At 54.9% G+C, this 26,797-nt stretch carries 24 protein-coding genes; 8 read left to right on the top strand and 16 right to left on the bottom strand.

Annotated elements, in window-relative coordinates:
- Positions 1–25: 25 nt before the first annotated feature.
- The 8 genes from rseP to rpsB form a co-directional block, all read right to left on the bottom strand.
- Positions 26–1,378, bottom strand: a complete 1,353-nt coding sequence (gene rseP / locus JTA15_RS21555) for a sigma E protease regulator RseP (RefSeq protein WP_219372707.1) — start codon at positions 1,376–1,378, stop codon at positions 26–28.
- Positions 1,379–1,389: 11 nt separating this feature from the next.
- Positions 1,390–2,247: a phosphatidate cytidylyltransferase gene (cdsA, locus tag JTA15_RS21550; RefSeq protein WP_014168705.1), complete on the bottom strand. Its 858-nt coding sequence runs from the start codon at positions 2,245–2,247 to the stop codon at positions 1,390–1,392.
- Positions 2,248–2,259: 12 nt separating this feature from the next.
- Complete coding sequence (gene ispU / locus JTA15_RS21545; RefSeq protein ID WP_014168704.1) at positions 2,260–3,018, bottom strand: (2E,6E)-farnesyl-diphosphate-specific ditrans,polycis-undecaprenyl-diphosphate synthase; 759 nt, start codon at positions 3,016–3,018, stop codon at positions 2,260–2,262.
- Between the two features lie 186 nt (positions 3,019–3,204).
- Positions 3,205–4,404 carry a 1-deoxy-D-xylulose-5-phosphate reductoisomerase gene (ispC, locus tag JTA15_RS21540; RefSeq protein WP_020882617.1) on the bottom strand — a complete coding sequence of 400 codons (1,200 nt, stop codon included), beginning with the start codon at positions 4,402–4,404 and terminating at the stop codon, positions 3,205–3,207.
- Between the two features lie 95 nt (positions 4,405–4,499).
- Complete coding sequence (frr, locus tag JTA15_RS21535; RefSeq protein ID WP_014168702.1) at positions 4,500–5,057, bottom strand: ribosome recycling factor; 558 nt, start codon at positions 5,055–5,057, stop codon at positions 4,500–4,502.
- A 166-nt stretch (positions 5,058–5,223) separates the two neighbouring features.
- Positions 5,224–5,949: a UMP kinase gene (pyrH, locus tag JTA15_RS21530; protein ID WP_003856194.1), complete on the bottom strand. Its 726-nt coding sequence runs from the start codon at positions 5,947–5,949 to the stop codon at positions 5,224–5,226.
- A 150-nt stretch (positions 5,950–6,099) separates the two neighbouring features.
- The gene (tsf, locus tag JTA15_RS21525; protein WP_008501911.1) at positions 6,100–6,951 is read right to left on the bottom strand and encodes a translation elongation factor Ts; all 852 of its coding nucleotides are present in this window, start codon (positions 6,949–6,951) and stop codon (positions 6,100–6,102) included.
- Between the two features lie 117 nt (positions 6,952–7,068).
- The gene (rpsB, locus tag JTA15_RS21520; protein WP_003856207.1) at positions 7,069–7,794 is read right to left on the bottom strand and encodes a 30S ribosomal protein S2; all 726 of its coding nucleotides are present in this window, start codon (positions 7,792–7,794) and stop codon (positions 7,069–7,071) included.
- Between the two features lie 321 nt (positions 7,795–8,115).
- Between rpsB and map the strand changes: the two genes are divergently transcribed.
- From map to JTA15_RS21500, 4 genes are all read left to right on the top strand, one after another.
- A complete protein-coding gene (gene map, locus JTA15_RS21515; RefSeq protein ID WP_014168699.1) occupies positions 8,116–8,910 on the top strand; it encodes a type I methionyl aminopeptidase in 795 nt (264 codons plus the stop codon).
- A 63-nt stretch (positions 8,911–8,973) separates the two neighbouring features.
- Positions 8,974–11,649 (top strand): bifunctional uridylyltransferase/uridylyl-removing protein GlnD, encoded by a 2,676-nt coding sequence (gene glnD / locus JTA15_RS21510; RefSeq protein ID WP_020882615.1) that lies wholly within the window; start codon positions 8,974–8,976, stop codon positions 11,647–11,649.
- Positions 11,650–11,681: 32 nt separating this feature from the next.
- A complete protein-coding gene (gene dapD / locus JTA15_RS21505) occupies positions 11,682–12,506 on the top strand; it encodes a 2,3,4,5-tetrahydropyridine-2,6-dicarboxylate N-succinyltransferase (protein ID WP_020882614.1) in 825 nt (274 codons plus the stop codon).
- 111 nt (positions 12,507–12,617) lie between these two features.
- Positions 12,618–13,004 (top strand): DUF3461 family protein, encoded by a 387-nt coding sequence (locus JTA15_RS21500; RefSeq protein ID WP_014168696.1) that lies wholly within the window; start codon positions 12,618–12,620, stop codon positions 13,002–13,004.
- Between the two features lie 91 nt (positions 13,005–13,095).
- Here JTA15_RS21500 and cdaR read toward each other — a convergent pair whose 3' ends face one another.
- From cdaR to dgt, 3 genes are all read right to left on the bottom strand, one after another.
- Positions 13,096–14,253, bottom strand: a complete 1,158-nt coding sequence (gene cdaR, locus JTA15_RS21495; protein WP_020882613.1) for a DNA-binding transcriptional regulator CdaR — start codon at positions 14,251–14,253, stop codon at positions 13,096–13,098.
- Between the two features lie 154 nt (positions 14,254–14,407).
- Positions 14,408–15,844, bottom strand: coding sequence for a serine endoprotease DegP (gene degP, locus JTA15_RS21490; RefSeq protein WP_032679638.1), 1,437 nt, complete (start codon positions 15,842–15,844; stop codon positions 14,408–14,410).
- Between the two features lie 131 nt (positions 15,845–15,975).
- Positions 15,976–17,490 carry a dGTPase gene (dgt, locus tag JTA15_RS21485; RefSeq protein ID WP_219372706.1) on the bottom strand — a complete coding sequence of 505 codons (1,515 nt, stop codon included), beginning with the start codon at positions 17,488–17,490 and terminating at the stop codon, positions 15,976–15,978.
- An 82-nt stretch (positions 17,491–17,572) separates the two neighbouring features.
- Between dgt and mtnN the strand changes: the two genes are divergently transcribed.
- Genes mtnN through JTA15_RS21470 form a run of 3 tightly spaced genes read left to right on the top strand, consistent with a single transcriptional unit; the run spans position 17,573 to position 19,715 of the window.
- The gene (gene mtnN, locus JTA15_RS21480; protein WP_014168692.1) at positions 17,573–18,271 is read left to right on the top strand and encodes a 5'-methylthioadenosine/S-adenosylhomocysteine nucleosidase; all 699 of its coding nucleotides are present in this window, start codon (positions 17,573–17,575) and stop codon (positions 18,269–18,271) included.
- Positions 18,264–19,064 carry a vitamin B12 ABC transporter substrate-binding protein BtuF gene (gene btuF, locus JTA15_RS21475; RefSeq protein ID WP_219372705.1) on the top strand — a complete coding sequence of 267 codons (801 nt, stop codon included), beginning with the start codon at positions 18,264–18,266 and terminating at the stop codon, positions 19,062–19,064. Before mtnN ends, btuF begins: the two co-directional genes overlap by 8 nt.
- Positions 19,065–19,091: 27 nt before the next feature.
- Positions 19,092–19,715, top strand: coding sequence for a TRIC cation channel family protein (locus tag JTA15_RS21470; protein ID WP_014168690.1), 624 nt, complete (start codon positions 19,092–19,094; stop codon positions 19,713–19,715).
- A gap of 56 nt (positions 19,716–19,771) precedes the next feature.
- On the opposite strand, the gene erpA is transcribed toward JTA15_RS21470, so the two are convergent.
- Together erpA and clcA are read right to left on the bottom strand one after the other, a co-directional pair.
- Positions 19,772–20,116 carry an iron-sulfur cluster insertion protein ErpA gene (gene erpA / locus JTA15_RS21465; RefSeq protein WP_013095643.1) on the bottom strand — a complete coding sequence of 115 codons (345 nt, stop codon included), beginning with the start codon at positions 20,114–20,116 and terminating at the stop codon, positions 19,772–19,774.
- An 85-nt stretch (positions 20,117–20,201) separates the two neighbouring features.
- Positions 20,202–21,602, bottom strand: a complete 1,401-nt coding sequence (gene clcA, locus JTA15_RS21460; protein ID WP_025205197.1) for a H(+)/Cl(-) exchange transporter ClcA — start codon at positions 21,600–21,602, stop codon at positions 20,202–20,204.
- Between the two features lie 177 nt (positions 21,603–21,779).
- Here clcA and hemL point away from each other — a divergent pair, with 177 nt between their 5' ends.
- Positions 21,780–23,060, top strand: coding sequence for a glutamate-1-semialdehyde 2,1-aminomutase (hemL, locus tag JTA15_RS21455; RefSeq protein ID WP_219372704.1), 1,281 nt, complete (start codon positions 21,780–21,782; stop codon positions 23,058–23,060).
- Positions 23,061–23,116: 56 nt separating this feature from the next.
- On the opposite strand, the gene fhuB is transcribed toward hemL, so the two are convergent.
- The 3 genes from fhuB to fhuC are packed head-to-tail and all read right to left on the bottom strand — an operon-like array spanning position 23,117 to position 26,783.
- Positions 23,117–25,099 carry a Fe(3+)-hydroxamate ABC transporter permease FhuB gene (gene fhuB / locus JTA15_RS21450; protein WP_219372703.1) on the bottom strand — a complete coding sequence of 661 codons (1,983 nt, stop codon included), beginning with the start codon at positions 25,097–25,099 and terminating at the stop codon, positions 23,117–23,119.
- The gene (gene fhuD / locus JTA15_RS21445; RefSeq protein WP_050737489.1) at positions 25,096–25,986 is read right to left on the bottom strand and encodes a Fe(3+)-hydroxamate ABC transporter substrate-binding protein FhuD; all 891 of its coding nucleotides are present in this window, start codon (positions 25,984–25,986) and stop codon (positions 25,096–25,098) included. The genes fhuB and fhuD overlap by 4 nt, the downstream gene beginning before the upstream one ends.
- Positions 25,986–26,783 carry a Fe3+-hydroxamate ABC transporter ATP-binding protein FhuC gene (gene fhuC / locus JTA15_RS21440; protein WP_020882606.1) on the bottom strand — a complete coding sequence of 266 codons (798 nt, stop codon included), beginning with the start codon at positions 26,781–26,783 and terminating at the stop codon, positions 25,986–25,988. Before fhuC ends, fhuD begins: the two co-directional genes overlap by 1 nt.
- Between the last annotated feature and the right edge of the window lie 14 nt (positions 26,784–26,797).

The raw sequence follows: 26,797 nt of genomic DNA, 5'->3' as shown, positions 1-26,797 counted from the left end.
TATGCGTTCTTCCTAACTAACTCTCTTACAACCGAGAGAAATCATTGAAAAGTGCAAGCCCCATTAACAGCACCAGCAAAATCGAGCCAATGCGATAACTAAAGTCTTGAACTCGCTCGGATACCGGCCCGCCTTTTAGCTTTTCAATCGCCAAAAACAGCAGATGACCCCCGTCTAAAACGGGAAGCGGGAACAGGTTGATTATCCCAAGGTTCACGCTAATGAGCGCAAGAAACATGAGATAGTAAATCACCCCGAACTCCGCTGACATCCCAGCCCCCTGAGCTATTGAAATTGGCCCACTGAGGTTGTTCAGTTTCACATCACCGGTTATCAATTTCCCCAACATGTTTACCGTCAGCTTCATCAGTTGCCATGTTTTATCCGTGGCTTCAAGGATGGCGCTGAACGGCCCATACTGGCGTATTGTCTTGTACTCATCTGGCAGCGGGATGACTTTCGGCACAACGCCTGCAAACCCTTCTGCCTTTTTGCCGACCGACTTCGTATCCGGAGTCAGCGTCAGCGAAAGCGGACTGCCCTGCCTTTCAACTTCCAGCGCGAGCGACGTGCCCGGATTATCGCGCACCAGAGTAACAAAGGTCATCCACTCTGTTAATGGTTGACCATCGACTTTAACGATCCTGTCGCCCGCTTGCAAACCTGCTTTGCTGGCAGCCGAGTTTGCCTGTACTTCGGCTAATACCGGCTCAATCTGCGCACCGCGTGGACGAATGCCCAGCGCAGAGACGGGATCTTCTTTGTCTGGCTCGAAACGCCAGTGACGTAAATCGAGCACTTTGTCCTGCCGCTGGTCAGAACCAAACGGCGACACGCTGAATGTTGTCTGCCGCTCGCCAATTTTGGCTACCAGCTGCAGACGCACGGCATCCCAATCAGGGGTTTCGATGCCATCAATCGCTTTAAGTTCCATCCCCGGCGTAATTTGCGCACTCGCCGCGATGGAATCAGGCGCAATTTCACCTACAACCGGACGCACGCCAGGCACGCCGATGATAAACACCAGCCAGTAGGCGAAAACAGCAAAGATGAAGTTGGCTACCGGCCCGGCAGCGATGATGGCGGCGCGTTGTCCAACGGTTTTGTTGTTGAATGCGCTGTGTCGTAGCTCAGGGGCGACAGGCTCAACGCGTTCGTCGAGCATCTTAACGTAGCCGCCAAGCGGGATAAGAGCGATGACAAATTCTGTGCCGTGGCGGTCAGTGCGCGTCCAGAGTGATTTACCAAAACCGATGGAAAACCGCTCTACCCGCACACCGCAACGGCGAGCAACCCAGAAATGGCCAAATTCATGCACGGTAATCAGTACACCCAGTGCAACAATGAACGCCGCCAGATTCCAGAGAATGCTCAGCATAAAACCTTCCGTTAAATCGTCCCGAATACCAGTAAAAGCAAGCACGCAAACACTGGAACAGCCGCTGTCAGGCTATCAATGCGATCCAGTATACCGCCATGTCCTGGAATCAGGTGTCCGCTGTCCTTAATCCCTGCTTCACGCTTAAACATACTTTCGGTTAAATCACCGAGTACCGAGGCCAGCGCAGCAAAAATAGAGCACACCAGCAGTATTGACGGTGCCACTTCCAGATTCGCCCAGACGCCATAGCCCCAGGAAATGATTGCTGCCGTAAACAGGCCGCCGATGAATCCTTGCCAGGTTTTGCCCGGAGACACTTTTGGCGCCAGTTTATGTTTGCCAAACAGTTTACCAAACATATAGGCCCCAGAGTCAGCCCCCCAGACGAGAATCATCACATAAAGCAGCCAGATCGCGCCGCTGTAGTGGTTTTCGTCATAGTGCCAGGCGCGCAGTGCGACCATACCCCAGAAAAAAGGAACAATTGTGAGCAGGCCAAAAATAAGACGCAACACCTTTGAATTACGCCAGAATGCCGCGGAACCTGGGTAAAAAAGCACCAACAGCAGCGCGGCAACCCACCAGCCCAGCGATATCCAAAGGGAACCGGCAACCAGCGGTTGATGAATATCATGGTGATATTCAGGCAAGGTAAACAGCATCAGGGCCAGGATAAAGCCACAGAGTACCGCCAGCCATACCCGCTGAGTGCGTGAGGTAAAGCCGCTAAACTGACCCCATTCCCACGCGGCGAGCATGCAGACCACCAGCGTCAAAATAGCGAATCCCACCGGGGGCAGTAAAAACAGCGCCGCAATGACAATGGGTATTAATACAAAAGCGGAAATCAGGCGATACTTCAGCAAAAGCTACCCCCATCAGGCTTTGTCGCCACCTGGCTCGGTGCCGCCGAAACGACGCTCTCGATTGGCAAAGGCATGCAGCGCACCTTCAAAGTCTTGTTCATCAAAATCGGGCCAAAGAACATCAGTAAAGTAAAGTTCGGCGTAGGCAATTTGCCACAGCAAAAAGTTACTGATGCGATGTTCTCCCCCTGTCCTAATTACCAAATCCACAGGTGCCAGTTCATTCATGCAGATTTGCTTACTCAGCGCCTCTTCATCAATTTGGTCGGGTCTCAACAGCCCTTCCTGAACCTGTTCGGCCAGATGCCGAACGCCCTGGATAATATCCCAGCGTCCACCGTAATTCGCCGCGATATTGAGCGTCAGACCGGTATTATTTTCAGTCAGCGCTTCTGCTTTACGAATCCGTTCCTGCAAACGTGAGTTAAAACGACTGGTTTCGCCGATAATACGCAGACGGACGTTGTGGCGGTGCAGGCTTTTTACTTCGCTATCGAGCGCCCACACAAACAATTCCATCAACGCGGTCACTTCCTGCGGCGGTCGATTCCAGTTTTCACTGCTAAAAGCATAGAGCGTTAACGCATCAATGCCGTTATTGGCGGCAAAAGAAACGGCGCGGCGAACAGATTTCGCCCCAGCTTTATGCCCAAAGGCTCGTATCTTCCCTTGTCTTTTCGCCCAGCGGCCGTTGCCATCCATAATGATTGCTACATGACGGCAGCCATGAGCTGGCAAGTTTTCGCTTATTGGTTGATTCGCAGACAACATAACGCGTTTTTGGTCCCTGAAAAGGATTTAACGGTACTCAGGAATACTGAAGCCTATACGTAAAAAAGCCGTGTCAAACCACGGCTTACCTGACCACGTAAAGTCAAATACCTGCGATCAGGTGGCGCAGACTATATCACTGAAGCCCAACGCTAACAAATAGCACAACCACTAGTGCTTGCTTTATCACCAGCTTGCGAGGCGTGTTACCTGCTTACGTGCAATAACGCGAGCCTGTGCATCCACCGCCAGCACCTCTTCCACGCTTTGTGGTTCGCGCAAATCCATCATTTCCAGTACCGATAAATTCAACGTCGCAATATCGGTAAATCGGATCTGCTGATTCAGAAATGCCTCAACGGTAATTTCATTAGCTGCATTAAGTGCCGTCGTCGCCGCCTGCCCCTGGTCAAAGGCTTTCATCGCAAGCTTCAGACACGGATAACGATCGTAGTCCGGTTCGCTAAAGGTCAGTGAACTCAGCTTGCAAAAATCGAGCGGTTTCGCCCCGGACTTCACCCGATTCGGCCACGCCATGGCATGCGCGATAGGCGTGCGCATGTCCGGTTCGCCCAGTTGCGCAAGGACGCTGCCATCCTGATAGCGCACCATCGAGTGAATCACCGATTGCGGGTGGATCAGCACTTCCATCTGTTTCGCCGACGCATTGAACAGCCAGCGCGCTTCAATGTATTCCAGACCTTTGTTCATCATGGTGGCGGAGTCAACGGAGATTTTACGCCCCATTGACCAGTTCGGATGACGGCACGCCTGCTCAGGCGTCATTGCGCTCAGTTCAGACAGTGGCGTTTCACGGAACGGGCCACCTGACCCGGTAAGCAAAATCGATACTACGCCATTCTGCTCCAGGTCAGCGTACCCCAGGTTCTGTTGAAAAGGTTGCGGTAAACTCTGAAAAATCGCGTTGTGCTCGCTGTCGACCGGTAAAAGACGCGCCCCGCGCTGCTTCACCGCCTCCATAAAGAGACGTCCGCAGGTCACCAGCGACTCTTTGTTAGCCAGCAGAACCTCTTTACCGGCATCAATAGCGGCAAGCGTCGGTAGCAGCCCTGCAGCCCCGACGATTGCCGCCATGACCTGATCAACCTCATCCAGCGCAGCCATGTCGCAGGCCGCCTGCTGGCCGCTCAGGACCTCGGTACGACAGCCTTTCTCACGCAACTGCGCGGTGAGCAGGCGGGCGCTCTCTTCGTCATCCATAACCGCATAGCGAGGCGTAAACTCCAGACACTGTTCGATCATACGCTGCACATTCTTACCGGCCACCAGCGCGGTCACGGTGTAATGTTCAGGATTATGGCGAACAACGTCGAGAGTGCTGCAACCGATAGAGCCGGTTGAGCCAAGGAGTGTTAAATGCTTCATGAGATGCCCGAAAAAAGTTAGACCAGATAAAAGCAAAACGCCGCCAGCAAGACCCGAAGTCCTTCTGAACGGCGTTTATCAGTGTACGACAGAAATCAGAACTGCATCAGTTCCGCTTCTTTATCTGCCAGCGCCGCATCAATTTTCTTGATCGCAGCATCCGTCATTTTCTGAATGTCGTCCTGAGAACGACGATCGTCATCTTCACTGATCTCTTTTTCTTTCAGCAGCGCTTTGAGTTTATCGTTCGCATCACGACGTACGTTACGCACGGATACGCGACCCTGCTCAGCTTCACCACGAACAACTTTGATCAGGTCTTTACGACGTTCTTCAGTCAGTGGAGGCAGTGGAACGCGAATGTCAGCGCCCGCAGAGCTTGGGTTCAGACCGAGGTCAGACGCCATGATCGCTTTCTCAACCGCTGGGCTCATAGAACGATCGAAGACGTTGATTTTCAGCGTACGGGTATCTTCAACGGTAACACTCGCCAGCTGACGCAGTGGCGTTGGCGTGCCGTAGTATTCTACGATGATGCCATCCAGCAGGCTTGGGGAAGCACGGCCAGTACGGATTTTGCTGATTTGGGTTTTGAACGCTTCTACGCATTTTTCCATGCGTACTTCAGCATCTTTTCTGATTTCGTTAATCACGTTACGAATCCTTGAAAACTTGTCTCAGGCAGACTATCCGCCAGCACAGCGCTACAGGTGTGCTAAGTATAGTCGCGTTTAATTCTGACAACGCCAAAGGCGCGCCCAGGTAAGATACCACTACAAAATAAAGCGGAATCTTACCTGTATTTATCGCCGACGGAAATTATTCTGTGATCAAAGTGCCTTCTTTTTCACCCATGACCACGCGACGCAGTGCGCCAGGTTTGTTCATGTTGAAGACACGGATCGGCAGTTTGTGGTCACGAGCCAGCGTAAAGGCGGCAAGATCCATCACTTTCAGCTCTTTTTCCAGCACTTCGCTGTAGCTCAGCTGATCGTACATGGTGGCAGACGGATCTTTTGCCGGGTCGGCAGTAAACACGCCATCCACTTTGGTCGCTTTCAGAACCACATCGGCTTCGATCTCGATACCGCGCAGGCAGGCAGCGGAATCGGTAGTAAAGAACGGGTTACCCGTACCGGCGGAGAGGATCACCACGCGGTTGTTGCGCAGCAGGCTAATCGCCTCTGCCCAGCTGTAGTTATCGCAGACGCCATTCAATGGGATTGCGGACATCAGGCGGGCGTTCACATAGGCGCGATGAAGCGCATCACGCATTGCCAGGCCATTCATCACGGTTGCCAGCATACCCATGTGGTCGCCCACAACGCGGTTCATCCCCGCTTTCGCCAGACCAGCACCACGGAAAAGGTTGCCACCGCCAATGACCACGCCAACCTGAATACCCAGTTCGACCAGTTCTTTGATTTCCTGTGCCATGCGGTCAAGGATGCTTGCGTCAATACCGAAGCCTTCCGATCCCTGCAGCGCTTCGCCACTCAGCTTAAGCAGAATGCGTTTGTACACGGGTTTTGCATTGGTAGCCATGTTTCTTTCCTGAGACTGTCAACGATTAAGATGGGGGTTAATTCTGGCGACATGATATGTCGCATATCAGCACAGGGATACTGGAGCCTGTCTGATTTCGTGTGACGGGTGACAAAAAGAAGCCGCCCTCAGGCGGCTCCTTTTCAATCATTAAGACTGCTTGGACATTGCAGCAACTTCTGCTGCGAAGTCAGTCTCAACTTTCTCGATGCCTTCGCCCACTTCGAAGCGGATGAAGCCAGTCACGTCAGCGTTGTGCTCTTTCAGCAGCTGAGCAACAGACTTGCTTGGATCCATAACGAATGGCTGGCCAGTCAGAGAAACTTCGCCGGTGAATTTCTTCATGCGGCCTTCAACCATTTTCTCTGCGATTTCTTTTGGCTTACCAGACTGCATCGCGATGTCCAGCTGAACCTGGTACTCTTTCTCTACCACTTCAGCAGACACGTCTTCTGGCTTAACGAATTCTGGTTTGCTTGCAGCGATGTGCATAGCCAGCTGTTTAACCAGCTCTTCATCAGCGCCTTTAGCCGCAACCAGAACACCGATACGTGCACCGTGCTGGTATGAACCCAGAACGTCGCCTTCCAGAGAAGCAACACGACGGATGTTGATGTTCTCACCGATTTTAGCAACCAGAGCAACACGTTCTTCTTCGAACTGTGCTTTCAGAACTTCAACGTCAGTGATTTTGCCCGCAACAGCTGCGTCCAGAACTTTGTTAGCAAATGCCTGGAAACCACCATCTTTTGCAACGAAGTCAGTCTGGCAGTTAACTTCCAGGATGATGCCGTAGTTGCCGTCGATCTTAGTGATGATCACGCCGTCAGCAGCAACGTTGCCTGCTTTTTTAGCTGCTTTGATCGCACCGGATTTACGCATGTTTTCGATTGCCAGCTCGATGTCGCCGTTCGCTTCAGTCAGCGCTTTTTTGCAATCCATCATGCCTGCGCCAGTACGCTCGCGCAGCTCTTTTACCAGGGATGCGGTAATTTCAGCCATTCTTAAATCCTCGGGAGATGTGAACTGCCCGGCCTGCGGCCAAACAGTGTAAATTGAAAAAAGGGGCCGATAATTGGCCCCTATTCATACACGGTACTAATAAGGGGTGAAACCTTATTATTCAGCTTCTACGAAGCTTTCTTCCGCCTGAGAAGCCAGATCCTGGGAACGGCCTTCACGAACGGTAGCAGCTACAGCGCTCAGGTACAGGCTAACAGCACGGATTGCGTCGTCGTTACCCGGGATAACGAAGTCAACACCGTCCGGATCGGAGTTGGTATCAACGATAGCGAATACCGGGATACCCAGGTTGTTAGCTTCTTTGATTGCGATGTGCTCGTGGTCTGCATCGATTACGAACAGCGCGTCTGGCAGGCCGCCCATATCTTTGATACCGCCCAGGCTGTTTTCCAGCTTGTCCAGTTCACGAGTGCGCATCAGCGCTTCTTTCTTAGTCAGCTTGTCGAAAGTACCGTCCTGAGACTGGGTTTCCAGATCTTTCAGGCGCTTGATGGACTGACGAACGGTTTTCCAGTTAGTCAGCATGCCGCCCAACCAGCGATGGTTCACGAAGAACTGATCGCAGCTGTTAGCAGCATCTTTCACAGCTTCGCTTGCAGCGCGCTTAGTACCAACGAACAGAATCTTACCTTTACGGGAAGAGATCTTGTTCAGCTCAGCCAGGGCTTCGTTGAACATTGGTACAGTTTTCTCAAGGTTGATGATGTGAACTTTGTTACGTGCGCCGAAGATGAAAGGCTTCATTTTCGGGTTCCAGTAACGGGTCTGGTGACCGAAGTGAACACCAGCCTTGAGCATGTCGCGCATGGAAACAGTTGCCATGTTTAAAACCTCTATATTAAAAGTTGGGGTTATGCCTCCACGTATCCCATATTACCGACCCCGAAGGGCACCCCGGAATATGTGCCGATACGTGTGTGTTGTTACACAAAGTGAGATTTGTCGCTTCCGTCCAGCCTGTGTATCTGAAATGGATCGGAAGTCCGGCGCGCTTTATACCACAAAACACGACCAGAAACCAACAGTTGTTGGCCGAGTGTGCTGTTAATGATTCTCAATTTGGCACGGGGTGCGCCTGACTGATACCATTAACGACACTTAGACTAGTATTGTCGAAAAAATCGACACTGATGGACAGATTACATGGCTATCTCTATTAAGACACCTGAAGAAATTGAAAAGATGCGCGTCGCCGGTCGTCTGGCCGCAGACGTGCTGGAAATGATCGAGCCGTACGTGAAGCCGGGCGTGAGCACGGGTGAACTGGACCGCATTTGTAACGACTATATCGTCAATGAGCAGCACGCGGTCTCCGCCTGCCTTGGTTACCATGGTTTCCCGAAATCCGTCTGCATTTCGATTAACGAAGTGGTTTGTCACGGTATTCCGGACAACGAAAAACTGCTCAAAGATGGCGACATCGTCAACATCGACGTGACGGTCATTAAAGATGACTACCACGGTGACACCTCTAAGATGTTCATCGTGGGCAAGCCGACGATTCTGGGCGAGCGTTTGTGCAAAGTGACGCAAGAAAGCCTCTACCTGGCGCTGAAAATGGTTAAACCCGGCATTCGCCTGCGCACCATTGGGGCCGCTATCCAGAAATTCGTTGAAGCGGAAGGTTTCTCCGTTGTGCGTGAATACTGCGGCCACGGCATTGGCCGTGTCTTCCACGAAGAGCCACAGGTTCTGCACTATGATGCGGATGACGGCGGCGTGGTACTGCAAAAAGGCATGACCTTCACCATCGAGCCGATGGTCAACGCCGGTGATTACCGCATCCGCACCATGAAAGATGGCTGGACGGTGAAAACCAAAGACAGAAGCTTGTCTGCACAGTACGAGCATACTATTGTGGTAACAGACAACGGCTGCGAAATTATGACGTTGCGCAAGGATGACACCATCCCGGCGATACTCACGCACGATGAATGATAAAAAAGCCGGCAGATGCCGGCTTTTTTAATGGCTATAGCTTTTTCTTATGGGTGGCGCACGATGAGTAATCTTTTACCCGAACAGTATGCTAACACAGCACTTCCCACCCTACCCGACCAGCCCGATAACCCGGGCGTCTGGCCCCAGCAGGATCTGACCTGCGCCGGTATCAAGGCGCATATGGATGTCTTCCAGCGCTGGCTCGGAAGCGCATTTGATGCCGGCATCTCCGCGGAGCAGCTTATTGAAGCACGCACCGAGTTTATCGACCAGCTCCTGCAGCGTCTGTGGATTGATTACGGGTTTGGGCAGATCAGTGACGTGGCACTGGTCGCCGTCGGGGGCTATGGCCGCGGTGAGCTTCATCCGCTTTCCGATATCGACTTACTGATTTTAAGCCGCAAAAAGCTGCCGGATGAACAGGCGCAGAAAATTGGCGAACTGCTGACGCTGCTGTGGGATGTGAAGCTTGAAGTGGGCCACAGCGTGCGCACGCTGGAAGAGTGCCTGCTCGAAGGATTATCTGACCTGACCGTCGCCACCAACCTGATTGAAACCCGCCTGTTGATTGGCGACGTTGCGTTGTTCCTGGAGCTGCAAAAACACATTTTCAGCGACGGCTTCTGGCCTTCAGAAAAATTCTTCGCCGCGAAGGTCGAGGAGCAGAATCAGCGTCACCAGCGCTACCACGGCACCAGCTATAACCTGGAGCCGGATATAAAAAGCAGTCCGGGCGGACTGCGCGACATTCACACGCTGCAGTGGGTGGCCCGCCGCCACTTTGGCGCCACCTCAATGGACGAGATGGTTGGCTTCGGCTTTTTAACCGAGGCTGAGCGAAACGAGCTGAATGAGTGTCTACACCTGCTCTGGCGGATCCGTTTTGCCCTGCATCTCGAGCTTAGCCGCTACGATAACCGTCTGCTGTTTGACCGTCAGCTCAGCGTGGCGCAGCGCCTCAACTACCGCGGTGAAGGTAACGAACCGGTTGAGCACATGATGAAGGATTTCTTCCGCGTTACCCGTCGCGTCACTGAACTGAACCAGATGCTGCTGCAGCTGTTCGACGAAGCGATCCTGGCCCTGACGGCGGACGAAAAACCGCGGCCGATCGATGATGAATTCCAGCTGCGCGGCACGCTTATCGATCTGCGCGACGAAACGCTGTTTATTCGTGAGCCGGAAGCGATCCTGCGGATGTTCTACACCATGGTTCGCAACAGCACGATCACCGGGATCTACTCCACAACGCTGCGTCATCTGCGCCATGCGCGCCGTCATCTGACGCAGCCACTGTGCTATATCCCGGAAGCCCGATCCCTTTTTCTCAGTATGTTGCGCCATCCGGGGGCCGTCAGCCGTGGGCTTCTGCCGATGCATCGCCACAGCGTGCTGTGGGCCTATATGCCGCAGTGGTCACATATCGTCGGGCAGATGCAGTTCGATCTGTTCCACGCCTATACGGTGGATGAACACACGATCCGCGTCATGCTCAAGCTGGAGAGCTTTGCCAGAGAAGAGACACGCTCACGTCACCCACTGTGCGTCGAACTGTGGCCACGTCTTACCCACCCGGAACTGATCCTGATTGCCGCCCTGTTCCACGACATCGCCAAAGGTCGCGGCGGTGACCACTCGGTGCTCGGCGCGCAGGACGTGCTGAAATTTGCCGAACTGCATGGACTGAACTCTCGCGAGACGCAGCTGGTTGCCTGGCTGGTACGCCACCACCTGCTGATGTCCGTCACCGCGCAGCGTCGTGACATTCAGGATCCGGAGGTCATCAAGCAGTTTGCAGAAGAGGTTCAGACGGAAAACCGCCTGCGCTATCTGGTCTGCCTGACGGTAGCCGATATTTGTGCCACCAACGAAACGCTGTGGAACAGCTGGAAGCAAAGCCTGTTGCGCGAGTTGTACTTTGCCACCGAAAAACAGCTGCGCCGCGGGATGCAAAACACCCCGGACATGCGCGAGCGTGTACGCCATCATCAGCTGCAGGCGCTGGCGCTGTTGCGGATGGATAACATTGATGAAGAGGCGCTGCATCAGATTTGGGCGCGCTGTCGTGCCAACTATTTTGTCCGCCACAGCCCAAACCAGCTTGCCTGGCATGCGCGACATCTGCTTCAGCATGATTTGTCGCAGCCGATGATCCTCCTCAGTCCGCAGGCCACGCGCGGCGGTACCGAGATCTTTATCTGGAGCCCGGATCGGCCTTATCTGTTTGCTGCGGTTTGTGCCGAACTGGACAGGCGTAACCTGAGCGTTCACGACGCGCAGATTTTCACCACCCGGGACGGCATGGCGATGGACACCTTTATTGTACTGGAGCCAGACGGAAGCCCGCTGTCGTCGGACCGCCATGAAGGGATACGTTTTGGCCTGGAACAGGCGATCACCCAGCGCAGCTGGCAGCCACCGCAGCCGCGTCGTCAGCCGTCGAAATTACGCCACTTTACCGTCGATACCGAGGTCAATTTCCTGCCGACCCACACCGATCGTAAATCGTTCCTGGAGCTGATCGCGCTCGACCAGCCAGGGCTGCTCGCCCGCGTCGGCCAGGTTTTTGCCGATCTGGGAATTTCGCTTCACGGGGCCAGAATTACAACCATTGGCGAACGAGTAGAAGATTTATTTATAATCGCCACCGCCGACCGGCGTGCCCTTAATAATGACCTGCAACTTGAAGTGCAACAACGGTTGACAGCAGCCCTCAATCCAAACGATAAAGGGTGACGTGTTTTTTAGTGAAATGGAAAGAGTAAACAATGCAGCAGTTACAGAACGTTATTGAGTCCGCTTTTGAGCGTCGCGCCGAGATTACTCCGGCAAATGTGGATACCGTTACCCGTGAAGCGGTTAATCAGGTTATTTCTCTGCTGGATTCCGGCGCGCTACGTGTAGCAGAAAAAATCGACGGTCAGTGGGTAACTCATCAATGGCTGAAGAAAGCCGTGCTGCTCTCTTTCCGTATCAATGATAACCAGGTTATCGACGGAGCAGAAAGCCGCTACTTCGATAAAGTCCCCATGAAATTCGCTGACTACGACGAAGCTCGCTTCCAGAAAGAAGGCTTCCGCGTAGTACCGCCAGCGGCCGTACGTCAGGGTGCGTTCATCGCGCGTAACACCGTGCTGATGCCCTCCTACGTTAACATCGGTGCTTACGTAGACGAAGGCTCCATGGTGGATACCTGGGCAACCGTCGGCTCCTGCGCGCAGATCGGTAAAAACGTTCACCTGTCCGGCGGCGTGGGTATCGGTGGTGTACTGGAGCCACTGCAGGCTAACCCAACCATCATCGAAGATAACTGCTTCATCGGTGCGCGCTCTGAAGTGGTGGAAGGCGTGATCGTTGAGGAAGGCTCCGTTATCTCGATGGGCGTTTACATCGGTCAGAGCACCCGTATTTACGATCGTGAGACCGGTGAAATTCACTACGGTCGCGTGCCGGCCGGTTCCGTTGTGGTCTCCGGCAACCTGCCGTCAAAAGATGGCAAGTACAGCCTGTACTGTGCGGTTATCGTGAAGAAAGTTGATGCGAAAACCCGCGGTAAGGTGGGCATCAATGAGTTGCTGCGCACCATCGATTAATCGGATATAACAAAAAGCGGGGGCCACCCCGCTTTTTTCATATCTCAGGGTGGCGAAAATAGATTTTTTCGTTAATTATTCAAAGGTTATGTTGAGATCAAGGGTACCGCTATGTACGATAATCTGAAAAGTCTGGGCATTACCAATCCTGATGAAATTGATCGTTACAGCCTTCGCCAGGAAGCTAATAACGACATTCTGAAAATCTATTTTCACAAGGACAAAGGAGAGTTTTTCGCCAAGAGCGTGAAGTTTAAATATCCACGCCAGCGTAAGACCGTCGTCGCTGACGGTGTAGGACAGGGATACAAAGAAGTTCAGGAAATCAGCCCTAATCTGCGCTATGTGATCGATGAACTCGATCAGATCTGTCAGCGCGACCGCACTGAAGTCGATCTCAAACGTAAGATCCTCGACGATCTGCGTCACCTTGAAAGCGTTGTCACCAACAAGATTAGCGAAATCGAAGCGGATCTTGAAAAGCTTACCCGGAAATAAACGCTAAAACGGCAATCTTTGATTGCCGTTTTAGTGTTTGCGCCCTCTCCCGTGGAAAGGGATGGAGTAAGGGCATCAGGCCGTATTTCACTCATCTCTGCTCATCGAGCTGTAACGCCACATAAAGCAGCAGCCTGTCGTCAAAGCTCCCCAGATCCAGCCCTGTCAGCTCCGAAATCCGGTTCAGTCGATATTCCAGCGTATTACGATGTATAAACAGCGCTTTCGACGTTGCCAGCGGCTGTACGTTATGACGGAACCACGCCTGCAGCGTCCGACGCAGCAGACCGTTATTGTCCATCGCCTTCAGGCGCGCTAACGGACGTGCCAGCTCATTGGCCTGCCAGCCACCGCGCAGGCTGTCGAGCAGCACCGGCAGCATCAGATCCTGGTAGAAATAACTGCGGCTTTCCGGCATCCGCTGCTTACCCACCATCATGGTGGTGCGGGCAGTACGCCAGGAGCGGGCAATACTGCCCGGACCGGTGAAGTAATTGCCCAGCGCGACGCGAAAACGAAGCTGTCCATTCTCCTTCATGCGGGCAATCAACTGCTCCACGCGACGACGATGATCTTCTGCATCCCAGCGCCCGAACGCATTCAGCGCGGGCTTGAGCACCACCATTTCCGTCAGAGAGACAATCGCCACCAGGTTATCGCGTTCCGGCGTTGCCAGCGCATTTTGCAGCTGCTGCAGCTCAGCCATCGCACTGTCGACGCCAAGCTGGCCGCTGTCCACCTCAATTACCGCCACGACGCGCGGTTGATTCAGATCGATTCCCAGGCGCTGCGCCCATTCATTGAGTGCAGGGGTATGCTCATCCGCCTGAATCAGGTTCATCACCAGCTCTTCACGCAGACGGCTGTCCTGGGCGAGCAGATGCATCAGGCGCGACTGCTCAAGCATCATCTCCGCCGTCATACAGACCAGTTCGCCATATTTTCGCAGCGACTCCGGCTCGCCGGTCAGGCCGATAACGCCAACAATTTCCCCCTCAAGACGCAGCGGTAAATTGATGCCCTGACGGACACCGTGCAGGTGTTTCGCCACCGCATCGTCGATGTCCACCACCCGCCCCTGGGAGAGCACCAGCAGCGCCCCTTCGTGCAATTCCCCAATACGCTCACGATCGCCACTGCCAATAATGCGCCCACGGGCATCCATTACGTTGATATTGGTATCAATGATGCGCATGGTGCGTGCCACAATATCCTGCGCCATTTTGGTATCGAGATGCCAGCCAGCCATGTAACCCTCCTGTGAGCAGAGCTCAAGCATAGGGAAGTTCAGCTACCGCTGCATTGTGCGAATGCACAAAGTGAAAGGGAGAAGTATGGAGTTGTGGAAAAGGTCACAGAAAGGTGAAAAGCCCCTGCTCATCTGAAACAGGGGCCTGAGAGGATTACTGCATCAGCAGGTAAATTGAGGTATCACCACGCTGAATATTCAACGCCAGCACGGAAGGTTTGCTGTCCAGAATTTTGCGCAGTTCAGCAATGTTTTTCACTGGCTGCTGGTTCGCACCCATGATCACATCGCCTTTTTTCAGGCCAATGCGCGCAGCCGGGCTGTTCGCTTTAACGTTGTTTACCACAACGCCTTTGTCCTGACCTTTATTGCTCATCTCGGCGCCTTCAATGCCGCTGAAGATGGTGCTGGAATCAACCTGATTCTGGCTGCTCTGCTGCAGTTCCAGGCTCACGTTAACCGGTTTACCGTCACGCAGCAGGCCGAGGGTGACTTTGCTGCCAATCGGCATGGAGCCCACTTCAGCACGCAGCGCGGCAAAGCTGCTGATCGGTTTCCCGTTCAGGGAGGTGATGACATCACCTGCTTTAATGCCCGCTTTCGCCGCGGAGGAGTTCGGCATCACCTGGCTGACAAATGCGCCGCGCTGGGCGTCAACTTTCATCGCCTTAGCCAGTTCGGAATTCAGTTCGGTACCCAGAATCCCCAGTTCACCGCGTTTCACCTGGCCATACTGCACCATCTGCGCGGTCAGGTTTTTCACCATGTTACTTGGGATAGCAAAGCCGATCCCGATATTGCCGCCGTCTGGTGCAAGGATCGCGGTGTTGATACCAATCAGCTCACCGTTCAGGTTCACCAGCGCACCGCCGGAGTTACCCCGGTTGATGGCGGCATCCGTCTGGATGAAGTTTTCATAGTTTTCGGCGTTGAGGCCGCTACGACCCAGCGCGGAAACAATCCCCGAGGTTACGGTTTCACCCAGACCGAACGGGTTACCGATAGCGACGGTATAATCACCGACACGCAGCGCATCGGAATCGGCAATTTTAATCGCCGTCAGGTTTTTCGGATCCTGAATCTGGATCAGCGCAATATCGGAGCGCGGGTCTTTCCCGACCACTTTGGCATCAAATTTACGCCCGTCGCTCAGCTGAACCTTAATGCTGTTGGCGTTATCAACAACGTGGTTGTTGGTCACGACGTAGCCTTTCGCCGCATCGATAATCACACCCGAGCCAAGCGCCATGAATTTCTGCTGCTGGCCACCCCCCTGGGTGTCATCCCCTGCACCACCGCCCTGACAGAACGGGGAGCTCTGGAATGGCGAACCGTCCTGGCAGAAAGGTGAGTTATCACCAAAGAACTGCTGGAAGTTACGCGGCATACGCGGCGTATTGACGGTTGTGCTGCCCTCAACGTTAATACTCACCACCGATGGCATCACTTTTTCGAGCATCGGTGCCAGGCTTGGCATCTGCTGCGCGGTCGCTGCCGACGATGCGGTCTCAGCTGCAGTAGCAGTCAGAGGAGACAGCGCTAAACCTAAACTCAGAGCCAGTGCACTCATTGCTAATGTGGTTTTTTTCATGTGTCTTAATCTCGATTTACAGATAACGCAAAATTGCTGTGTAACTCAGATTCATTTTATACCGCTTAGTTCCGGGCATAAGTTTATGGAAAAGGTAAAAATTTATTGGCCGTCTTTACAAAACTCCGTGCTTATTCCACCGCCATGAGCTTGCGGTATTCATCCCAGGCATACAAATCTGTCATCCCGCTGATATAGTCCTGGATAAGACGGCAGCGATAATAATATTCCATCACCGGCCACTGGGGCGACTGCCGATCCAGCTTGCCGATGGCTTCGACATAAGCCAGACGGTGGCGGGTTGAAAGTTTCTGATAAAGCCGGGATTCAATCGGTATTCGCCGCACGCGCTCTTTTTCCACCAGCTCGCTGAACTCGTCGACGGATAACTGCAGCAGAGGCCGATAGATTTCGAGTAACCCACTGATAACCCTGTATCCCTGCAGCTCAAGCTGTTCAACATCCGGATGGCTGAAAACATTACGCACGGCCACGTTTTTATAGAGCTCAAGAAGCTGGCTAAAGCTGCTGTCATCTTCCAGCAACGCATGGTTGAATTCGCCGCTATAAATTAACGGCAGGTTGTCTATAAAGCGCGAGGCGGCATAAGGCACCAGTTTATTTAATGTATTGACCCGTAAATACATAAAGAACTGATCTTCCGTGCTGCGGCTTAATGTATTTGAACGCGATTTCTCCCAGGCATTTTCGACAACCTGAGCAAACAGCGAGCCTTTTTCATGCGTTCCCCAGGCCTCATAAAGATGCTGATAAAGTTCTTCGACGCTGAATATTCTTTTCTCAACGGCGTCTTCCAGGTCGGCAACACAATATGAAATGTCGTCGGCAGCTTCCATAATCCAGGTTAAGGGGAAGCGGCCGTTTGGTGTCAGAGAAAGTTCTTTACGCAGGCGCTCAATATAGGCTTCTTCAGAAAGATAATAGCCCGGCTTTTTCATCAAATAACTGTGCGACGCGGGCGTCTCGCCCATCCACCATGCCGGTCGCGTATATTTCAGGATGCACCCCACCTGTGCCCAGGTCAGGTTCATACGCATCAGGGAGTGTACCAGCCGGATCCCCTGCGCATTCCCTTCGAAGTGACAGAGGTCGTGACGGACTTTACGCCGCAGGTCGTTCAGCGCATCTTCACCTTCGCGCAGGCGTAAATCCCGCACCAGGCAGCGGTCATCGCTCAGAGGCTGGCTTACCGCATCAGCAGGATAAAGCCGCTGTTTAAACCAGTCATTTATGGCGGCTTCGCCAAAATGACCAAAGGGCGGGTTGCCGATGTCATGCATCAGGCAGGCCATCTCAACGATGCTCTCAAACGGCCCGGTCAGCTCATTCAGCCCATAGGTTTCGAGAAGCTGCTGCTCTTTGAGACGGCTTAAAATCTCTTTGGCAATGTAGCGGCCAACCTGCTGAACTTCCATAGAATGCGTTAAGCGCGTGCGCACCGCAGCGTTACGTTCAAGCGGAAACACCTGGGTTTTTTGCTGTAAACGACGGATTGCCGGCGAGTTTATGATCCGCCCACGATCGCTTTCGAAGATACGCAGGATCTCATGCTCGCTCTTGTCGCCCTGCGGCGAACGGAAACGTCGGTGCCAGTTAATTTTGGTGCGAAAATCGATTGGTGACATGTGCTCCCCCGCGTGAGAATGCGTTTCCTCTTAACCGCATGATAGACTATGCATCTTAACAAGGCACATCGCGAGTAAATCTATGAAAATCGGCATTATTGGTGCAATGGAAGAAGAAGTTACGCTGCTGCGTGACAAAATCGAGAACCGTCAGACTCTCTCCCTCGGTGGCTGTGAGATCTATACCGGCCAGTTGAATGGCGTTGACGTCGCTCTGCTGAAATCAGGCATCGGTAAGGTTGCTGCTGCGCTGGGCGCGACCCTGCTGCTCGAACGCTGCAAGCCGGACGTTATCATTAACACCGGTTCTGCAGGCGGCCTGGCGTCGACGCTGAAAGTGGGTGATATCGTTGTTTCCGATGAAGCGCGTTACCACGATGCAGACGTTACCGCATTCGGCTACGAATACGGTCAGCTTCCGGGTTGCCCGGCCGGGTTTAAAGCCGATGATAAACTGATTGCGGCGGCTGAAAGCTGCATCGCTGAGCTGAACCTCAACGCGGTACGCGGCCTTATCGTCAGCGGTGATGCGTTCATTAATGGCTCCGTCGGCCTCGCAAAAATTCGTCATAACTTCCCTCAGGCCGTTGCCGTTGAGATGGAAGCGACCGCCATTGCTCACGTTTGCCATAACTTCAACGTTCCGTTCGTGGTGGTCCGCGCCATCTCCGACGTGGCAGACCAGCAGTCTCATATCAGCTTCGACGAGTTCCTGACCGTTGCGGCAAAACAGTCCACCGTGATGGTGGAGCGCCTGGTGCAGAAACTGGCTCGTGGGTAACCCATACATCAGGGCGCTGGTCGCCCTGCTTTTTCTCGCACCGGCATGGCTATTTGCCACGCCGCGTGTGATTACGCTCTCTCCGGCAAACACCGAACTGGCCTTTGCCGCCGGGATCACGCCTGTCGGCGTGAGCAGCTTTTCGGATTACCCTCCGCAAGCGGCCCATATTGAACAGGTGGCGACCTGGCAAGGGATGAACATTGAGCGCATCGTGGCGCTTAAACCCGATCTCGTGCTCGCCTGGCGCGGCGGTAACGCCGAGCGGCAGGTCAACCAGCTCTCCTCGCTTGGGATCAAGGTGATGTGGATTGATGCGGTGAGCATTGAGCAGGTCGCTCAGGCATTGCGTTCTCTGGCCCCCTACAGCCCTACCCCAGCAAAAGCCGAGAATGCCGCGAAACAGATGCTCAGCGACTCTGCCGCGCTGAAATCCCGCTACGATACCCCCGTCAAAAAACGCATCTTCCTGCAGTTTGGCAGCCAGCCGCTGTTCACCACCGGGAAAGGATCCATTCAGAATCAGGTGCTGGAAATCTGCGGCGGTGAAAACATCTTTGCAGCCAGCCGGGTGCCGTGGCCTCAGGTCAGCCGGGAACAGGTGCTCGCACGCCAGCCACAGGCCATCGTGGTGGTCGGAAATGCGAGCGAGATTCCTAAAATTGAACAATTCTGGCAACGTCAGCTAAAAATACCGGTGATCCCCCTCACCAGTGACTGGTTTGAACGCGCCAGCCCGCGTATTATCCTCGCCGCAAAACAGCTCTGTGCCGCGCTGGCAGAGAGTCACTAACAACATACCCCGCTCGAGGATTTAACGATGCTCGTTTATTGGCTGGATATTCTTGGCACAGCCGTTTTTGCTATCTCCGGCGTTTTACTCGCCGGAAAACTGCGCATGGATCCGTTTGGCGTGCTGGTGCTGGGCGTGGTCACCGCCGTGGGTGGCGGGACGATACGTGATATGGCCCTGGCGAATGGCCCGGTATTTTGGGTGAAAGATCCAACCGATCTGGTGGTGGCGATGGTCACCTGTCTGTTGACCATCGTGTTGGTTCGCCAGCCCCGCCGGTTACCGAAATGGATACTCCCGGTACTGGATGCCGTCGGTCTGGCCGTCTTTGTGGGCATCGGGGTCAATAAAGCCTTCAATGCGGGAACGGGCCCGATGGTGGCCATCTGCATGGGCGTGTTAACCGGGGTCGGCGGCGGGATTATTCGCGACATTCTGGCGCGTGAAGTTCCCATGATCCTGCGTACCGAAATCTATGCCACGGCGTGTATTATTGGTGGGATTGTTCACGCGACGGCGTATTACACCTTTGCGATGCCGCTAGAAAATGCAGCCATGCTGGGTATGGTGGTCACGCTGGGGATACGGTTAGCGGCGATACGCTGGCATCTGAAGCTGCCGACGTTTGCGCTGGATGATAATGCACGATAAGCGTTGTTTATAAGCCCGGTGGCGCTACGCTTACCGGGCTTATGACTGCATCCCTGTCAGATACTGAACGAAGAGCCACATCCACAGGTACTTGTCGCGTTCGGGTTAGTCACAACGAAGCGCGAACCTTCCAGACCTTCAGTGTAATCCACCGAACCACCCACCAGGTACTGCAGGCTCATCGGGTCAACCACCAGCGCAACGCCCTGCTTCTCGATAGTCATATCGCCGTCGTTGACCTGATCGTCAAAGGTAAAACCATACTGGAAGCCGCTGCAGCCGCCACCGGTAATATAGACACGCAGTTTCAGATCCGGATTGTCCTCGTCGGCAATCAGGGTTTTCACTTTGTTGGCTGCTGCTTCGGTAAATTCCAGCGGCAACGCTACGTCATCACTCATCTTATGCTCCCATGAATACTGCTACTGCTATTGGGTAAAATTCACCCAATTCTTTATGTCATTATCTAATACCCTGGTAATTCATTCAAGTATTCTGCGTCGGGGCCCGCTCGGCCTCTTGTTTTGCCAGGGTACGAGCAAGAATGGTGGAGTATAGCGGTTTTCCACCCAGGAATTGGGCTAATAGTGTCGCGCCGAGACAGGTAATGATCATTGGCAAAATGAGCTGGTAATTATCCGTCATCTCCAGAACCAGCACGATGCCGGTCAACGGCGCACGCAGGGACGCCGCCAGCAGCGCGCCCATTCCGGCAATAGCAAAGGTCCCGGCGTCCAGATGATAGGCCGGGAATCCGGCAGCAGCGACCATGCCAAACGCGGTTCCCAGAAGCGTACCCAGCGCCAGCATCGGAGCAAAAATACCGCCAGGCGCACCGGAGGAGAAGCACAATACGGTGGTAATCACCCGCGAAATAAACATGAACAGCAACAGACCAATGCTGAAATTACCCGCCGCAGCAATCGGTATCAGCCCGAAGCCACCGCCTGCGGCATTGGGCTCAATGAAGCCGAGCACGCCGCAGGCGCCGCCCAGCAGTCCGCCGATCAATACCCAGCGGGTGGTATTCCCACCGTGAATGCGCTGGAACATATCCTGAGCGCGTAAGATAAGCGTGTTAAACAGCGGGCCAACCACGCCAAAAATCATGCCGAGGATCAGGTACAGCCACAGCGTATTCACCGGCGCATTGGTCAGTTTCCCCACCTCAATCACCGCCCCTTCGCCATTAAAAATGCGAAAGACAATGCTCGACATAATGACGCCGGTGAATACTGCTTTTATCGAGATCAGGTTGTAGCGAAACTGTGCCCGCATCTCTTCAATAATGAACAGGATCCCCGCCAGCGGTGCGTTGAACGCCGCCGAAAGGCCGGCCGCCGCCCCCGTTGCCAGCAGCGTATGTCGCGCCTCCGCGCTGCGCATGCGAAACAGATCGCCGACCATGCGCCCAACGTTTCCGCCCAGCTGTACCGTTGGTCCTTCGCGCCCGAGCACCATGCCTGCCCCGAGCGTTCCCATGCCACCGATAAATTTTACCGGGATGACGCGCCACCAGCGAACCGGCCTCAGCTCTTCCAGTGCGCCTTCTATTTCAGGGATCCCGGAACCGCCCGCTTCCGGCGCAAATTTACGAACCAGGAAATAGCCCACCATGGCGAACAGCGCTGATAAGCCAAAGGCCCACACCCATACCCATCCACCGCTATAGGCAAAACCCGCCACGGTTCCAATTCGCCAGTTCATTATCGCGTTAACCGCTTTTTCGAAGGCGATACCCACCAGCCCGGCAACTGCGCCGACCACGGCAGCAGCCAGCAGGATAGCCAGCGGCGTTTTATCACGATTAAGCAAGCGCCGGATGCTGATACGGTGCTGCGCACGTCTGAACTGCTGTTCAGTATAAGAATGAGTGTCTGCTTTCATTACCGTTTCTTTTCGTCATACAAATAACCGCAGGGATTTTACCAGAGTGCGTAATATCATCCCGTGAAAAATACTTAACAATTGTTTGGGCATGAAAGGGGGCAAAAATTTCATTACCTTCCGAGGATCACTTAGAATAGTGTGCTTAATCATTTTATACGAACCAGGAACGACGCCATGAGCAAGTCTGAAAACCTCTACAGTGCAGCCCGCGAGCTTATCCCAGGTGGCGTGAATTCGCCTGTTCGCGCCTTTACCGGCGTAGGCGGTACGCCGCTGTTTATCGAACGTGCTGACGGCGCGTATCTGTATGATGTCGATGGCAAAGCCTATATCGATTATGTCGGCTCCTGGGGTCCGATGGTGCTGGGTCACAACCATCCTGCTATCCGCAATGCGGTGATCGAAGCCGCCCAGCGCGGCCTGAGCTTCGGCGCGCCAACCGAGATGGAAGTGAAAATGGCGGAACTGGTCACCGAACTGGTCCCGACAATGGACATGGTGCGTATGGTGAACTCCGGTACCGAGGCCACCATGAGCGCGATCCGCCTGGCACGTGGTTTTACCGGCCGTGACAAGCTCATCAAATTTGAAGGCTGCTACCACGGTCATGCGGACTGCCTGCTGGTAAAAGCCGGCTCCGGCGCGCTGACCCTCGGTCAGCCGAACTCACCGGGCGTACCGGCTGACTTTGCGAAGCATACCCTGACCTGCACCTATAACGATCTGAACACCGTTCGGGCTGCCTTCGAGCAGTATCCGCAGGAGATTGCCTGCATCATCGTTGAACCTGTCGCAGGCAACATGAACTGCATTACACCGCAGCCGGAGTTCCTGCCGGGTCTGCGCGCCCTGTGCGATGAGTTTGGCGCTCTGCTGATCATCGACGAAGTGATGACCGGCTTCCGCGTCGCGCTGGCGGGGGCACAGTCTTACTACGACGTAGAGCCGGACCTGACGTGCCTTGGCAAAATCATCGGCGGCGGCATGCCTGTCGGTGCATTCGGGGGACGTAAAGAGGTGATGGAAGCGCTGGCGCCGACTGGCCCGGTCTACCAGGCGGGTACCCTTTCCGGCAACCCGATTGCGATGGCCGCAGGTTTCGCCTGTCTGACCGAAGTCGCGCAGCCGGGTATTCACGAAACCCTGACAGACCTGACAACTCAACTGGCCAACGGCCTGCTGGAGGCCGCGCAAGAAACCGGTATTCCTCTGGTGGTAAACCACGTTGGTGGGATGTTCGGGATTTTCTTCACCGATGCGACAACCGTGACCTGCTATCAGGATGTGGTGAAGTGTGACGTTGAACGCTTCAAGCGCTTCTTCCATCTGATGCTGGAAGAAGGCGTCTACCTGGCACCATCCGCGTTTGAAGCAGGCTTTATGTCCGTCGCGCACAGCGAAGACGATATCAATAAGACTATCGATGCTGCGCGCCGGGTCTTTGCGAAGTTGTAAGACAGAAACGATCTGCTGCCCTCTCCACCCGGAGAGGGCAATACCCCACCGCCCTTCTACCTGCTTTGCTTTCTCAACAAATAGATAAAGTACGGCGCACCGATAAACGTCGACAGCAACCCGGCAGGTATCTGGTACGGGAAGAGCACCATCCGCCCCAGCCAGTCAGCAACCACCAGTATTACGCCCCCCGTCAGCGCCGACATCACAATGTGCGGCATCGTGCGACGAAAGCCCATCATTCTGGCAATGTGCGGCGCCATTAAGCCGACAAAACTCAACGGGCCGATGGTCATGGTGGCCGTTGCCGTGAGGCATGCGGCCAGCAGCAGTAACCCGATACGGGACGGCGCCAGGGCCATCCCCACCGCACGCGCGGTCTCGCCGCCCAGCGGCAGAATGGTCATCCAGCGACGACACAGCGGCACCATCGCCAGCAATACGATCATTGCAATCCCGGAATGCACGACCTGGCTGGCGGTGGCGCTGTACGTTGAACCGGAGATCCAGGTCAGGATCTTGGCCATACGCGGATCGCCACTCGCCTGCAGCATCATCAGCAGCATAGTAAATGCCGTGCTGAGCGCCATCCCGGCAAGCAGCATCCGGTGAGGGGAAAACCCGCCACGCCCGGAGGCAATGAGGATGATCAGCAGCGTCACCGCCGCGCCAACGCTCCCGGCAGGCATCAACCAGCCGAAGGCATTTCCCGGCACCAGGAACAGCATCAGGACCACGCCAAAGGCGGCACCAGAACTGATACCCAGAACCTCCGGGCTGGCCATCGGGTTACCGGTCAGACGCTGGATAATACAGCCCGCCACCGCCAGCATAACCCCGGCGATTAACGCCGAGAGAATGCGCGGCCAGCGCCACTGCATGAGTTCGTTGAGCAGATCCCCAGACGCCCAGTGCCAGCCCACCGCATCGCGTCCGAAAGCGAGTGCGGCAAATGAGATAACAATCAGCACTGCCAGCCCGGCAAGGCTGAACCCCAGCACTGACTGGCGCTCAGCATAGACCTTATCGCCAGCATCCATCGCTGGCGCGCTGATACTGCGCAGACGCGGCAGCAGCCACAGCAGCAGCGGTGCACCGATAAGCGCCGTCATCGAACCGGTAGACACTTCCATCCAGACGCGTGCCAGCCAGAGAATGATTTGATCGGAAAGCCAGAGGATCAACGCGCCAATCAGCGGGGCTAACATCAGGCGCGCCAGCAGGCGGCGCGCACCGAGCATTTTTGCCAGCAGCGGCGCAAATAGCCCGATAAACCCGATGATGCCTACCGCATTAACCAGCAGGGCACTGAGCACAATCGCCAGCGTCAGCGCCCCCAGACGGGCCAGCGACAGCGCCAGCCCCAGATTACGCGCCACGCCATCATCAAGACCCATTAACGTCAGCGGGCGCAAGAGCAGCAGCGTCAACACGACGCCACCGACGAGCTGCGGCCACAGACGCTGCACGACGCTCCAGTCGGTCTGGGTGAGCGTACCGGTGCTCCAGAGGAACATGCTCTGCAGCTGATCGTGATGGAACAGCACCAGCAGCTGATTAATCGCGCCGCAGTACAGGCTCACCACCAGCCCCGCAAGAATAAGCGTGACGGGGGAGAGACGTTTGCCCCAGGCGACGCCGAATACCAGCGCGCCCACTACACACGCACCGGCGAGGGCAGCAAACTGCGAGGTCAATGCCCCAGGCAACGCCCAGAGTGTGGTAATCGTGATCCCAAGCTGTGCCCCGGTCGCCACGCCAAGCGTCGTCGGCTCGGCCAGAGGGTTACGCAGTACCTGCTGGAATAAAACGCCCACCAACCCTAATCCCGCACCGACCAGCAGCGAAATCGAAAGGCGCGGCAACAGACTGTAGTGGAACAGCATTTGCTGAATATTATCGATATCTGGCGTCACCAGCGCCGCACGCCACTGGTCGCGCGGTAAGGCCGTCGACAGATTGAACCAGGTCAATACCAGCGCGCACAGGAAAATGAGGCAAAGTAACAGTGCCGGGAAACGGGCAATACGCTTACTCATGCCTGGCCTCCCAGCGCGTTGTCCAGCACGCGGGCAAAGTGCATGGCAGAAAGCGTCGCGCCGTAGAACCATACCGCAGGTGCGCGCAGGAACCGTTTTTCACGCACAAACGGCATTGCCTGCCAGAGCGGCGTCGCCATCAGGGTTTGCATCTCCCGCTCGTTGCCGTGGTCAAAGCACAACACATCCACATCGCGAAATGCCGCAAGACGGTCAATCCCCACGGCGGTGCTGCCCCAGAAGGTCATCTCCCCTTCCCAGGCATTACGAATACCAAAACTGTCGAGCACGTCCTGGAACAGGCAGTTTTTCCCAAAGACCAGCATATGGCGGGCATCCAGCAGCGTCACCATCAGCAGCGGGCGATCGCCCCGGTGAGCAAAACGCGGCTTCAGGGTGTTAATCAGGGCATCAAAATCGTCGAGATGTTTTTTGGCCTCAACCTCACGGTTAAGGAACTGTGCCATCTCGTGGAGGGAGTTTTTCGCCATCGCCAGCGGATTTTTACCGTCGCTGAAGGAGAAACCACGGCCGGGCGCAATCCGTGCCATTGTCTCTTCTGACGGGCCGTAACCTGCAGACCAGAACAGGAATGACGGCTTCATCTGGGTGAGCAGTTCGAGATTTGGCTCGGTGCGCAGGCCGATGTCGATTACCGAGTCCGGTAGCCTCGGCTCATTCACCCATAGCCTGTAGTTGGGAATATCCGCCACACCATAGGGCGTAACGCCCAGCGCCATCATCAGCTCTACCGGCAACCATTCCAGCGCCACAATGCGGTGTGGATCGACCGCAGCCGCACGCGCGGTATTCATTTTTAACAGCAGCGGTGAAAGCGCCATTGCCGTCAGCAGACGACGGCGACTCATCAACATAGAATCCAGCATCAGTACACAAAGCTCACCGGTGCAGCCCCGGCAGGGTGAGGCAAAATCCCCATTGGAATACCGTAAATGTGTTCCAGCGTTTCACTGCGCATCAGTTCAGATGGCGTCCCCTGGGCGATCATCTCACCGCCGCGCAGGGCAACGAGGTAATCGCAGTAACGCGCGGCCATGTTGATATCATGCAGGACCGCGATAACCGTCAGACCGCGCTGCTGGCTTAAACGATGCACCAGCGCAAGCACGTCGACCTGATGGGCAATGTCCAGCGCAGAGGTCGGTTCGTCGAGCAGCAGGCAGCGGCTGTCCTGGGCCACCAGCATTGCTATCCACGCGCGCTGACGTTCCCCTCCTGACAGGCTGTCTACCAGACGATGGGCCAGCGGTTTTAGCCCCACCAGCGCAATCGCCTCTTCCACTTTCTCTCTGTCGGCCACGCCGAAACGGCCAAGCGCGCCGTGCCACGGATAACGCCCAATCGCCACCAGTTCACGCACGGTCATCCCCTCCGCCTGCGGCAACTGCTGCGGCAGATACGCCACTTTGCGGGCAAAGGCTTTACTGCTCCAGCTCTCCAGCGGCTGACCGTCCAGCAGGATATCGCCTTCTGACGGCGGCTGATGGCGGCCAAGCATTTTGAGCAGCGTTGATTTACCAGAGCCGTTGTGACCAATCAGGCCTGTCACTTTACCTGCCGGGAAGGTCAAAGAGAGCGGATGCAGCAGGGTGCGTCCGGGCACGCGAAAGGAGAGATTATTGAGCGTGAAGGTGGTGTCGGATTGCGTTTGATTATCCTGCATATCGGCCAACTTAA

This window comes from Enterobacter sp. BIDMC 29, assembly GCF_019378755.1.
In the GTDB taxonomy this organism is placed as follows: Bacteria; Pseudomonadota; Gammaproteobacteria; order Enterobacterales; family Enterobacteriaceae; genus Enterobacter; species Enterobacter ludwigii.
The sequence above is the reverse complement of the archived record's forward strand: the minus strand, read 5'-3'. Positions and strand labels throughout refer to the sequence as shown.

What these genes read in the sequence shown, in the direction of transcription:
- rseP (WP_219372707.1), bottom strand. Translation starts at nt 1,378, where the DNA reads ATGCTGAGCATTCTCTGGAATCTGGCGGCGTTCATTGTTGCACTGGGT.
- ispU (WP_014168704.1), bottom strand. Translation starts at nt 3,018, where the DNA reads ATGTTGTCTGCGAATCAACCAATAAGCGAAAACTTGCCAGCTCATGGC.
- ispC (WP_020882617.1), bottom strand. Translation starts at nt 4,404, where the DNA reads ATGAAGCATTTAACACTCCTTGGCTCAACCGGCTCTATCGGTTGCAGC.
- pyrH (WP_003856194.1), bottom strand. Translation starts at nt 5,949, where the DNA reads ATGGCTACCAATGCAAAACCCGTGTACAAACGCATTCTGCTTAAGCTG.
- tsf (WP_008501911.1), bottom strand. Translation starts at nt 6,951, where the DNA reads ATGGCTGAAATTACCGCATCCCTGGTAAAAGAGCTGCGCGAGCGTACT.
- rpsB (WP_003856207.1), bottom strand. Translation starts at nt 7,794, where the DNA reads ATGGCAACTGTTTCCATGCGCGACATGCTCAAGGCTGGTGTTCACTTC.
- map (WP_014168699.1), top strand. Translation starts at nt 8,116, where the DNA reads ATGGCTATCTCTATTAAGACACCTGAAGAAATTGAAAAGATGCGCGTC.
- glnD (WP_020882615.1), top strand. Translation starts at nt 8,974, where the DNA reads ATGAGTAATCTTTTACCCGAACAGTATGCTAACACAGCACTTCCCACC.
- dapD (WP_020882614.1), top strand. Translation starts at nt 11,682, where the DNA reads ATGCAGCAGTTACAGAACGTTATTGAGTCCGCTTTTGAGCGTCGCGCC.
- JTA15_RS21500 (WP_014168696.1), top strand. Translation starts at nt 12,618, where the DNA reads ATGTACGATAATCTGAAAAGTCTGGGCATTACCAATCCTGATGAAATT.
- cdaR (WP_020882613.1), bottom strand. Translation starts at nt 14,253, where the DNA reads ATGGCTGGCTGGCATCTCGATACCAAAATGGCGCAGGATATTGTGGCA.
- degP (WP_032679638.1), bottom strand. Translation starts at nt 15,844, where the DNA reads ATGAAAAAAACCACATTAGCAATGAGTGCACTGGCTCTGAGTTTAGGT.
- dgt (WP_219372706.1), bottom strand. Translation starts at nt 17,490, where the DNA reads ATGTCACCAATCGATTTTCGCACCAAAATTAACTGGCACCGACGTTTC.
- mtnN (WP_014168692.1), top strand. Translation starts at nt 17,573, where the DNA reads ATGAAAATCGGCATTATTGGTGCAATGGAAGAAGAAGTTACGCTGCTG.
- JTA15_RS21470 (WP_014168690.1), top strand. Translation starts at nt 19,092, where the DNA reads ATGCTCGTTTATTGGCTGGATATTCTTGGCACAGCCGTTTTTGCTATC.
- erpA (WP_013095643.1), bottom strand. Translation starts at nt 20,116, where the DNA reads ATGAGTGATGACGTAGCGTTGCCGCTGGAATTTACCGAAGCAGCAGCC.
- clcA (WP_025205197.1), bottom strand. Translation starts at nt 21,602, where the DNA reads ATGAAAGCAGACACTCATTCTTATACTGAACAGCAGTTCAGACGTGCG.
- hemL (WP_219372704.1), top strand. Translation starts at nt 21,780, where the DNA reads ATGAGCAAGTCTGAAAACCTCTACAGTGCAGCCCGCGAGCTTATCCCA.
- fhuB (WP_219372703.1), bottom strand. Translation starts at nt 25,099, where the DNA reads ATGAGTAAGCGTATTGCCCGTTTCCCGGCACTGTTACTTTGCCTCATT.
- fhuD (WP_050737489.1), bottom strand. Translation starts at nt 25,986, where the DNA reads ATGCTGGATTCTATGTTGATGAGTCGCCGTCGTCTGCTGACGGCAATG.
- fhuC (WP_020882606.1), bottom strand. Translation starts at nt 26,783, where the DNA reads ATGCAGGATAATCAAACGCAATCCGACACCACCTTCACGCTCAATAAT.